This is a genomic window from Deltaproteobacteria bacterium (assembly GCA_019308995.1).
GTDB lineage: Bacteria > Desulfobacterota > Desulfarculia > Adiutricales > JAFDHD01 > JAFDHD01.
In genome coordinates this window covers 24,845-35,108 of the sequence record JAFDHD010000022.1, presented here as the reverse complement: position 1 = coordinate 35,108, position 10,264 = coordinate 24,845, and the positions used below count along the sequence as shown (strand labels likewise).

5 protein-coding genes are annotated in these 10,264 nt (G+C 55.4%); 3 read left to right on the top strand and 2 right to left on the bottom strand.

The genetic code is table 11. The features are described 5' to 3' along the window. The first annotated feature begins 122 nt into the window (after nucleotides 1-122). From JRI95_05995 to JRI95_05985, 3 genes are all read left to right on the top strand, one after another. Nucleotides 123-1,844: a YcaO-like family protein gene (locus tag JRI95_05995; protein MBW2061102.1), complete on the top strand. Its 1,722-nt coding sequence runs from the start codon at nucleotides 123-125 to the stop codon at nucleotides 1,842-1,844. 225 nt (nucleotides 1,845-2,069) lie between these two features. Continuing rightward, on the top strand, nucleotides 2,070-3,596 hold the full coding sequence (locus JRI95_05990; protein MBW2061101.1) for a protein kinase: 1,527 nt from the start codon (nucleotides 2,070-2,072) through the stop codon (nucleotides 3,594-3,596). Nucleotides 3,597-3,768: 172 nt separating this feature from the next. Next, nucleotides 3,769-7,920 carry a protein kinase gene (locus JRI95_05985; protein MBW2061100.1) on the top strand — a complete coding sequence of 1,384 codons (4,152 nt, stop codon included), beginning with the start codon at nucleotides 3,769-3,771 and terminating at the stop codon, nucleotides 7,918-7,920. A gap of 130 nt (nucleotides 7,921-8,050) precedes the next feature. Here JRI95_05985 and JRI95_05980 read toward each other — a convergent pair whose 3' ends face one another. Further along, nucleotides 8,051-8,728 (bottom strand): endonuclease III domain-containing protein, encoded by a 678-nt coding sequence (locus JRI95_05980; GenBank protein MBW2061099.1) that lies wholly within the window; start codon nucleotides 8,726-8,728, stop codon nucleotides 8,051-8,053. Continuing rightward, nucleotides 8,715-10,253, bottom strand: a complete 1,539-nt coding sequence (locus tag JRI95_05975) for a DEAD/DEAH box helicase (protein MBW2061098.1) — start codon at nucleotides 10,251-10,253, stop codon at nucleotides 8,715-8,717. The genes JRI95_05980 and JRI95_05975 overlap by 14 nt, the downstream gene beginning before the upstream one ends. Nucleotides 10,254-10,264: the final 11 nt, after the last annotated feature.

Sequence of the window (10,264 nt, the reverse complement as noted above, 5' to 3'; positions counted from 1 at the left end):
AACCCTTTTTTTCAAAAAAGGGTTCCCCCTGAAAAACTCCCTTCTTTTATTCTCCCTCTCTTGTTTTTCCTAAAATCTTGGATATACTGCCTCAAAAACACACCCAGGGTCTGGCTGTCATTATGTCCGCGAAAATTGAACTGAAAGATTGCTTCAAGACTTACACGCTCGATCAGGATAAGGTCTTTTCTCCTGAAGAGACCATAGCCTTGGTCAGGAAAAAATTGACCAAAGCCCGTATCAGCATCCTCAAAAAGACGGAACGGATTGATAATCGGCGCCTGGATATCCCGATCTATCTCAGTACCGTGGGGTCTGACGCCCTCGAGGTTATGCCCACCAAAAAGCAGATGGGCAAAGGAGCGACACCGGCCCAGGCCGAGGCTTCGGCTGTGATGGAACTGATTGAACGTTTCAGCTTCTTTCACTTTTGGCGTCACGAGCCTTTTATTACTGCCACCTATGATGAGCTTCAGGGTCAGGCCTTGCCTTTTGAGCACCTGGCCGCCTCGGTGCATCATGACCCGCAGGACCTGGATCGTGCACGGCAGGCTGTCTCTGACTTGAAACTTTCCTGGACACCGGCCTTCAACCTGACGCAAGGGCGAGCATACCTGATCCCGTTCAACTGGTTTTACGAGATTAATGAATTCAACGGCCCGGCCGCAGGCAACAGCATGGAGGAGGCCCTGATGCAGGGTCTGTGCGAGGTTGTGGAGCGGCATGTTTCCGCCCTGATCTGCCGGGACAGGCTGGCCCTGCCTTCCATTGACACGACTTCACTCAAAGGTCCCATTGCCAGGGAGCTGGTCCGAAAGTTTGAAAGGCAAGGCATCAAGCTCTTTGTCAAGGACTTCACTCTGGATATGGGTCTGCCTTCAGTCGGGGCGCTGGCTTACGACCCGGGGACCTTTCCCCTTCTTTCTGAGATCGTTTACACGGCTGGCACCGCCCCTGACCCGGAAAAGGCCTTTATTCGGACCCTGACCGAGGTGGCGCAACTGGCCGGGGACTTCAACACGGGCTCGACTTTTGTGGCCAGCGGTCTGCCAAAGTACACCGACCCGGCTCAGGCGGAGTATGTAACACGCTCCGGGCCGAGCGTTCCCATGAGCGACCTGCCTGACGTCAGCCATAACAACATCAAGGTCGAGGTGGAGCGGATTGTGGCTGTCTTGGCCGAGCGAGGTTATGAGGCCTATGCCATGAACATCACCCATCCAGACCTCGATATCCCGGCCGTCTATACCATCGTTCCGGGCGCCCATTTCCGAGAACGGGCCCAGGCTGCGAGTGTCCCTTTCTTTGCCGCCAAGATCATAGCAAGGCAGGAAGATTTTGACCGGGTCACCGCCGGTCTGAATCGAATCCGCGGGCTTTGCCCGGAGAGCTACTTTCTGGATTTCTTTATGGGACAGGCTTTGCTGAACCAGGGGCGTTCGCTTGAAGCGGCTGGCTTTTTAAAGAAGGCCCTCGAGATGGGGCCGCTCGACCAGGATGTGCCAGGCGTCCTGACCTACCTCGGCCTGGCGTATAAAGAAATGGAAGAATACAGCCAGGCCATCGGCTATCTCGAACGTTCGGCCGCTCTGGATGACGAGCGGCGAGACACCTTCAATTTACTGGGCTTCTGCTTTTTCAAAACCAAACAGCATGAAAAGTCCATTGAATGTTTCAAGAAGGTCCTCAAGATTGACCCCGCTTCTGGCATTGATCATGCCAATATCGGCTCCAATTACCGGGAACTGGGCCGGATCAGCGACGCGGTCCGGTATTACCAGACCGCCCTTGAACTCGATCCCACCCTGGACTGGGTGCGAGAGAACCTGTCCAAACTGACCTGACCATACCCGTTGGCAGGAGATCGTTTTTTAAGAAAGTTTGCCAAGAAACAGAAGTTATCAGCCTGTAAATACCCGGCTAGCCTCTCATTTTTTATTTTTTTATTGTTATGTTGAACCAACTAGACCATAATAGGACTCGAGAATGTTTATCCTCTGCCACGCTGTAACAAGTTGGATCAGCTTCCTAAAGGACATGGGACACCAGTAGCCTGGTAGGAAGATTTCATGCCGGCCAAAGTCAGTCTTACTGTCAGTCAAGGCAAGCTCAAGGGAAAAGTCTTCACTTTTAACGAGTGCATCACCGCCATTATCGGGCGCGGCACGGATTGCAACATCCGGCTGCCTGATGACAAGGATCTTCAATCTATCTCACGACATCACTGCCTTCTGGACATCAACCCCCCTGACGTTCGGGTGCGTGATCTTGGAAGCTTAAATGGCACTTTTGTAAACGGGCGGAAAATTGGGCAGCGTAAAAAAGACCAAAAACCTCAGGAGATTGACCAGAAGGCCTTTCCAGAATATGACCTCAAAGACGGCGACGAGATTAAGCTGGGGAGTATGGTTTTCAGGGTGGGAATTCATGCTGCGGCCGTCTGCACCGACTGCGGGAAGGAGATCCCTGAAGACAGGAAAGAGGAGCTGCGCCTCAAAGGAGATACTTACCGCTGTGAATCCTGTCGCCAGAAGGAGGACAAGGTCAGGACAGGCCCTCCCCCTGATTCCCAGGCAAAGGCTTGCGCCTTGTGTGGCCGGGATGTGTCCAAGGAAGTGGGTGAACACCGCCAGGGGGCTTACATCTGTCGCGCCTGTAAATCCAAACCTTCTGAAATCGTTGAGATGCTGGTCACCAAGGCCAGCCAGGGCGATGAGCAGCTCCAGGCCCTTCAGGGATATGAAATTGTCAAGGAACTCGGTCAAGGCACATTCAGTGTCGTTTTCCTGGCTCGTCACAGAGAGAACGGTCAGGAGGTCGCTGTGAAGATGATGCTGCCAGAGGTCGCTGTGGATGATGCCTCCAGGCAGAGGTTTTTACGGGAGGTAGAAATCACCAAGGCCCTCAACCATCCTCATGTCGTCCAGTTAATCGGTTCCGGTGATTTCGGCGGCATCTTCTTTTTTACCCTGGAATACTGTGAAGGCGGCAGTGTGGACAAACTGAGAGAAAAAAAGGGCGGCAAGCTGTCTCTGGATGAAGCCATGGAAATCATTCTCCAGGTTCTCGACGGCCTGGAGTATATCCATACGGTCGAAATATCCGATATCAAGCTTTCAGACGGGCGAACGGAGCAGGTAAAGGGCCTGGTTCATCGAGACATCAAACCGGCCAACCTTTTCCTCCCTGGTTCGGGAAAGAACCGTCTGGTAAAAATTGCTGATGTGGGTGTGGGTAAGGCGTTTGACACCGCCGGTTTGAGCGGACAGACCAGGACCGGGACTGTTGGCGGCACCCCGGTGTACATGCCAAGACAGCAGGTCATAAATTTTAAATACGCCAAACCAGACGTTGACGTCTGGGCCGCGGCGGCCACGCTGTATAACCTGCTCACCGGCACGTTCGCACGCAATTTCAAGAAGGGTGAAGACCCCTGGCGCACTGTACTGCAGACCCAGGCGGTGCCGATTCGCGAACGGGATTCTTCGATTCCGGAAAAAGTGGCCGGGGTGATTGACATGGCCCTGGTTGATCAGCCGACCATCACTTATAAGTCAGCGCTTGAATTCAAACAGGCCCTGGAAGGCGTGATCTGAGGAAAAAATCGCCTGACAGCCGCCTTAGTTGTCAGGGGGCGCACTCATGAAGCCCTTTAGATGACCTTTCCCATCGTTTCTGGATTTAATCCTGGGATCGAGACTTAAAAAGCCTCTTTTTTTTCCGGAAAAGTAAGCTGAAATAAAGAAGAAGCGTTAAGAGGGACCTGTATTGCCGATCACGACCACCTGCCAACACTGCGGCGCCTTTTTTAATGATATTTCATCTGGTCTGGTTGGCAAAACGGTGAAGTGTCCGAAATGCGGCTCTTCTTTTCGCGTCGAAGCTCAATCCCTGGAGAGGGAAGGGCCCGTCGAAACGGTCTGCCCCCACTGCCAGGCGAGATATGGCAACCTCAAACCGGAACATCTCGGAAAAACAGCCAAATGTGATAAATGCGGTCAAAGATTCCGTATCGAGCCTGTCCCTCGATCCGAACAGGATAAAGTAAAGCCAGAGACTAGCTTAACCCTGGCTCTCAACGCGGATGATATCCCTGACCTCGAAGAAGGTCTTGAGGAGGAGCTGCCCGGAGAGGCCTCCCCTGATGATGAGAGCGAGGCAAGGCCGGGTCCGGCATGGGCCGTCGGGGACGTCATCATGGACCTCTATAAGGTGACCGGTTTTTTGGGGGAAGGCGGTATGGGCAAGGTGTTCAGGGTCCATCACCGCGGCTGGAACCTGAACCTGGCGGTGAAAGTGCCCAAGACCGAGGTCATTCGTGCGGCCGGCGGCGTGGATAATTTCGAGCGTGAGGCTGAAACCTGGGTTAACCTAGGTCTGCACCCTCATATTGTGAGTTGCTATTATGTCCGCCGCATTCATAAACTCCCGCTGATTTTTGCCGAATATGTAAACGGCGGAAGCCTTCAATCCTGGCTCAAGCCTGAAGACGATCACACGCCCCGGCTCTATCAGGGAGATCCGGAGCAGGTACTGGAACGTATCCTGGATATAGCCATTCAGTTCGCCTGGGGCCTGGATTATGCCCACAAACAGGGGTTGATCCACCAGGACGTTAAGCCGGCCAATGTCATGATGACACAGACTGGCATCGCCAAGGTGACCGACTTCGGCCTGGCTATACCCAGGAGCCAGGCCGAGGAGATGGAAGAATCATCGGGTGAGCCGAACGGTGCGGCCGAAGGCCTGGTCATCGGAACCCCGGCCTACTTCGCGCCCGAGCAATCCACAGGCGGCCTCCTGACTCGAAAGATTGACCTGTGGAGCTGGGCGGTATCAATGGTGGAAATCTTTAAAGGGGGAAGGTCCTGGCAATCCGGCACGGTCGTCCCGGAGGTCTTGGAAGAGTATGTCAAGTCAGGGCCGGATCAGACCTATATCCCGAGGATGCCCGATCCCCTGGCCAATCTGCTCCGCTCCTGCTTAATACATAACCCTGACAACCGTCCTCCGAGCATGCGGGCAGTCGCTCACAGGCTCGTGGAGATCTATGAAAAGGTTACCCGGGAAACCTATACCCGCCCGGAACCAAAAGCAGGCGGGTCGGTCGCGGACAACCTGAACAATATGGCCATCTCGTTAATGGACCTCGGGCGGAAGGAGGAGGCGGAGAGGCTCTGGGAGGAGTCCCTTAAGAGTCAGCCGCATCATCCTGAATCAACTTACAGCCACGGTCTGGTTCTCTGGCGCTCTGCCAGGATGACCGACGAAACCCTGGCCAAGCAGATGGAGGAAGTGCTTCGTTCCCACCCCGAAGATTGGATCAATCACTACCTCTTGGGGTTGGTGCACCTGGAGAGCGACGATTGCAGCGAGGCGCTCAAGATTTTTGAGAGCATTCCCGAGTCGGATGCCCGGCTTAAGGAGCTGAAACCGGCCATGGAGTACGCCCAGGCGTGCCTCCCCGGTTCTCGAAAGCTTTTACGTACCTTTGAGGGCCACACCGCCAATGTGAACTCCGTGTATCTAAGCCGGGACGGATTGTCGGCGCTGTCCGGAAGCGACGACAGGACACTCAGGCTCTGGGAGGTTGAAACAGGCCGCTGCGTTAGAACCTTTGAAGGGAGCGAAGGCGCGGTGAATGCCGTCTGTTTCAGCCGGGACCGGCATTATGCCTTGTCCGGGAGCGGGGACTACACCCGCAGCGACTTTTCCGTCAGGCTCTGGGAGGTCTCTTCAGGCCTCTGCCTGCGCATCTTTGAAGGGCATGAAGCCAGTGTGAACGCGGTTTGCCTAGATGGAAGCGGCCGACTGGCGTTTTCAGGCGGCGATGAAGGAATCGTCAAGCTCTGGGAGGTTGAAACGGGCCGTTTAATTCGCAACCTTCAAGGACACCGGAGGTCGGTGACCTCCATTGATCTGATCAATGACAGGCGGCATGTTTTGTCCGGAAGCGGCGATAAGACAATCAGGCTGTGGGAAAGCGACACCGGACGCTGTCTGCGCACCTTCGAGGGACATGAGGGGCCGGTGACATCCATCGCTTTGAGCGACGATGGGAAATACGTCCTGTCGGGGAGCGCGGATAACACCCTCAAACTCTGGGAGACCGCTAGCGCTCGTCTGGTGCGGACCTTTACCGGACATAGTGACGAGGTAACCTCGGTCAGCATGACCCCGGAGGGTCGGCACGCCGTCTCGGGCGGCTTTGATAATACGGTCAGGTTATGGGAGCTTGACACCGGACGCTGCTGGCGCACCTTCCTGGGGCACAAGTCATGGGTTCTCTCTATCAGCGTGAGCCGGAACGGGGAGTATGCCCTGTCAGGAGATGTCAGCGGCGCAATCAATTACTGGAGGACCAGCTGCAGCGCCAGACCTGAACCCTCACCCCTGATCCTCTCCAAGATACTAACGAGTGAGGCGGTTTTGACCGCTGAGATTAACTACGAGAATCACCTGGACCGGGCTCAGAAATACCTCGAGCAGGAAGACCTTCCCAGGGCCGCGGCTGAGATACGAGAAGCCCGAGCCCAGAAAGGATACGCCCGCAGAGCCGAAGCGATGAAGGCCTGGACGGACCTGTATGCCCGGCTGCCTCATCAGGCCTTAGCCGGAGGATGGGAAGAGGCCTCCCTTGAAGGTCATGAGTCCTGGATACGTTCAGTTGTTACGAGTCAGAATGGTAAGTTAGCCCTGTCTGGCGGGGCAGATGGCGCTCTGAAATTGTGGGATCTGTTTAGTAAACGTTGCCAGCGGACGTTTGAAGGCCATAAAGGCGGGGTCCTGGCTGTCTGCCTCAGCCGGGACAACGCACATGCCTTTTCAGGCGGCGCTGATCAGACTCTGAAACTCTGGGATACTGGCACGGCTTCCTGTCTGCTGACGCTGGAAGGGCATGAAGCCAGTGTCAATGCGGTCTGTTTGAGCCAGGACGGCCTGCTGGGCTTGTCGGGCAGCGAAGACCGCACGGTCAAAGTCTGGGACCTCGCCACCGGTCGCTGCCTGCGCACCCTGGAAGGTCATAGGTGTGCGATCAATTCCATTCGCTTCGGCCTGGACGACCAATATGTCCTCTCAGGAAGCGGTGATCATACCCTTGAGGAAAACGTTCTCAAGCTCTGGGACCTCGCCGCCGGCCGCTGTCTGTGCACCCTGGAAGGCCATGAGGGCGTTGTATATGCGGTCGCCTTGAACCATGACTACCGTTACGCCTTTTCTGGCAGCGGGGATACCACCCTAAAAATGTGGGACATCACCGCCGGGGAGTGCATCCGCACCTTTAAGGGTCACACCCAGGCGGTGAACACGATCTGCCTCAGTCAGGATGAGCGATACATCTTATCCGGAAGTTCTGACAACACCCTTAAAATCTGGGAGGTGACCACCGGCCGCTGCCTGCGCACCTTTGAAGGACACACGGCCAGTGTGAGTTCAGCTTCCCTGAGCCATGACGGCCGGTACATCGTCTCAGGAGGCGAAGACAATATTCTGAAGATATGGCTCCTGGACTGGGAGCTGGAAGGCCGCGAACTTAGCGTTTGGGATGAGGGGGCCCTGTCTTATCTCGAGACTTTTCTGACAATGCACATACCTTACGCCGCGGAGCTGCCGCGGGAGGGCGAGGTCTCAGATGAAGAGGTCACCCGGAGACTGACCCGCCAGGGAACAACAGCCTGGAGCGACGATGATTTCCAGGGCCTGCTGGACATACTGGGCTGGGCCGGATACGGTTGGCTTCGGCCAGAAGGAATAAAAATCAGCCTTCAGTATCTGGCCCGGAGATGGCAAGGTGCGCCGGAACTGGAAATAAAGGAGGAACAACCAGAGGCTCCTCTCAGGAAGAAGTCTCCGCAAAGGGCCAGACCGGGGCTTACCAAACGGTTATTAACGGGGATCAAAGGGCCTTTCGCTCGATAAAACCCGGAATCTCTCCGAATGAATTATCGGCGGATCAGGGAGCGAAGCTCCCGGGAACTCTACATCTTAGGCAATTGTCAAGAATATGTTCTTCCTGCGGAAGCACGGTGTTTCAAGTTAAGCCGCGGCACTAGGCCTCCCACCCATCCAGAGGACAGTCTTCACAAAGAGGCTTCGGCTTACAGAAGTGCTTGCCAAGGTGAACCAGCAAGGCATGGTACTCGTTGTATAACGCCGGATCATGCGGAAGATGGTTCATAAAAAGGCCCTGAAGCTGCTCGTAGGTCTCACTTCCCTCGGCCAATCCGTGACGGTCAAGGATTCGCCTCGTGTAAGCGTCAATAACAAAAACCGGATATCCAGCGGCATAAAGGAGAATCGAGTCAGCGGTTTCCGGTCCGATGCCTTTGACCTCAAGAAGATCCGGGCGGAGATGCTCAAGCGGTTTTTCAAGCAGGCGGGGTGGGTCGCCGCCTCCATGCGCCATGATCAGAGTAATCAGGTTCTTCAGCCGCTCTGCTTTAACATTGAAATAACCGGCCGGTTTGATCAACCGGGCCAGTTCTTCTTTGGAGGCGCGCCCCAAACATTCGGGCTCAAGAAGTTCCTCGGCCTTGAGATTGGCGATGGCCTTTTCCACGTTGGACCAGGCGGTGTTCTGGGTGAGCACGGCCCCGACCATTATCTCAAAGGCCGTTTCCCCGGGCCACCAGTGTTGAGGTCCAAAGGCACAAAGGAGCCGGTCATACATCTCTTCGAGGCAGGCCCGAATCCTGTCCCGCCTGGATACCCGGCTAGGCTTGCTCATCCGTGGACCCGGGTTCAGGACCAGCCCCAGATGACTTCTTCTTGCGGCGGCGTTTCTGTTTTTTCTGAAGGGGTCTTTTCCCTTCAGCCTCCATCTTGGCGGAAGAGGAACTCCGGGTGCCGGGAGGCAGACCGAAGATACCCCCCGGCCGGGTGAAATCCCTGGCTTTCTCTGTGAATTTTTTCTTTGACTCAGACGGTGGGGGTTTCTTACGGCCCTTCTTTTTGGATGACTGTCTGGTTTTCTCCGGGCCGGTCGTGATCGTGCGCCTAAAGCGCCGGCCTGAGTCTGGAACGGATCGAACCTCCTCAAACCAGTCATCCTCGGGCCAGACGACCGGGATCTTGTATCCCAGGTACTCCTCAAGGGGCTCGAGATGAAAAACATACTGTTCGCAGGCTAAGGAGATAGCGCGGCCGGCCTTTCCGACCCTGGCGGTCCGGCCAATGCGATGGACATAGTTCTCCACGTCCTGTGGCAGGTCATAATTGACGACATGGGAGATATCTTCCACATGGATCCCCCGGGAGGCTATATCCGTGGCCACCAGAATCTTGATGCTTCCGTCCTTAAAATTTTTCATCAACTTAAGCCGTTTTTTCTGAGGCAGATCTCCGGTAATGCCTTCAGCAGGCAGGTGGTTATCCTTAAGTCTCCAGGTGAGCCACTCCACCCCGGATTTGGTGTTGACAAATATTAAAACCCGGGTCCAGTCCTCCCTCTTGAGCAACCCAAGCAGCAGAGAGAGTTTCTCATTACGACCGACGTGGAAGAGGGACTGCTCCACACTCTTGACCGTGATTTCATCCGGGGTGACGGAGATGAATTCGGGCAGGTTCATGTAGTCATAGGTCAGTTCGAGAACGCGATAGGACAAGGTTGCCGAAAAAAGCATGGACTGGCGTTTTTCATATGAAGGCAGCTTCCGCAGAATATAACGCAGGTCTTTAATAAAACCCATGTCCATCAGCCGGTCAGCTTCATCAATGACCAGTTGGCTGATGTGTCTAGTCTTAAGGATGCGCTGCTTGATGTAATCAATGATTCGGCCGGGTGTGCCGATAACGATATCCGCCCCCTGCCGCAAGGTGTTGGCCTGCTTCTGATAATCAATTCCACCGATGACCAGGGCCAGGCCCAGACCGGTGTGCCGGCTGAGAATCTTTGCATCCTCATAGATTTGAAGGGCCAGTTCGCGGGTGGGGGCAATGATCAGGGCCGCAGGCAGACCAGCGCCATGACCAGCCTGACTCAAAAGCCGGGTAAGGACAGGCACCAGGAAGGAAGCCGTCTTCCCTGTGCCGGTCTGCGCCTGCCCGGCTACATCCCGCCCCTCCAGGCCCACGGGCAAAACCTGGGCTTGAATCGGAGTGCAAAAAGTAAAGCCAGCATCCGCAATCCCGTGCAGGACCTCTGAAGGCAGGTCGAAACGGTCAAAGGTGATCTCTGTTAGAAACCTCGGCCTGTCAGGGCGTTGGAAGGTGGGCGATGCGTCTGGTAACCGGGCCGGTAGCGCTTCATCCATGTCATCGTTCA

Bases quoted from the DNA above. Each gene is read 5' to 3' on its own strand.
- JRI95_05995 (MBW2061102.1), top strand. From the start codon at position 123: ATGTCCGCGAAAATTGAACTGAAAGATTGCTTCAAGACTTACACGCTC.
- JRI95_05990 (MBW2061101.1), top strand. From the start codon at position 2,070: ATGCCGGCCAAAGTCAGTCTTACTGTCAGTCAAGGCAAGCTCAAGGGA.
- JRI95_05980 (MBW2061099.1), bottom strand. From the start codon at position 8,728: ATGAGCAAGCCTAGCCGGGTATCCAGGCGGGACAGGATTCGGGCCTGC.
- JRI95_05975 (MBW2061098.1), bottom strand. From the start codon at position 10,253: ATGGATGAAGCGCTACCGGCCCGGTTACCAGACGCATCGCCCACCTTC.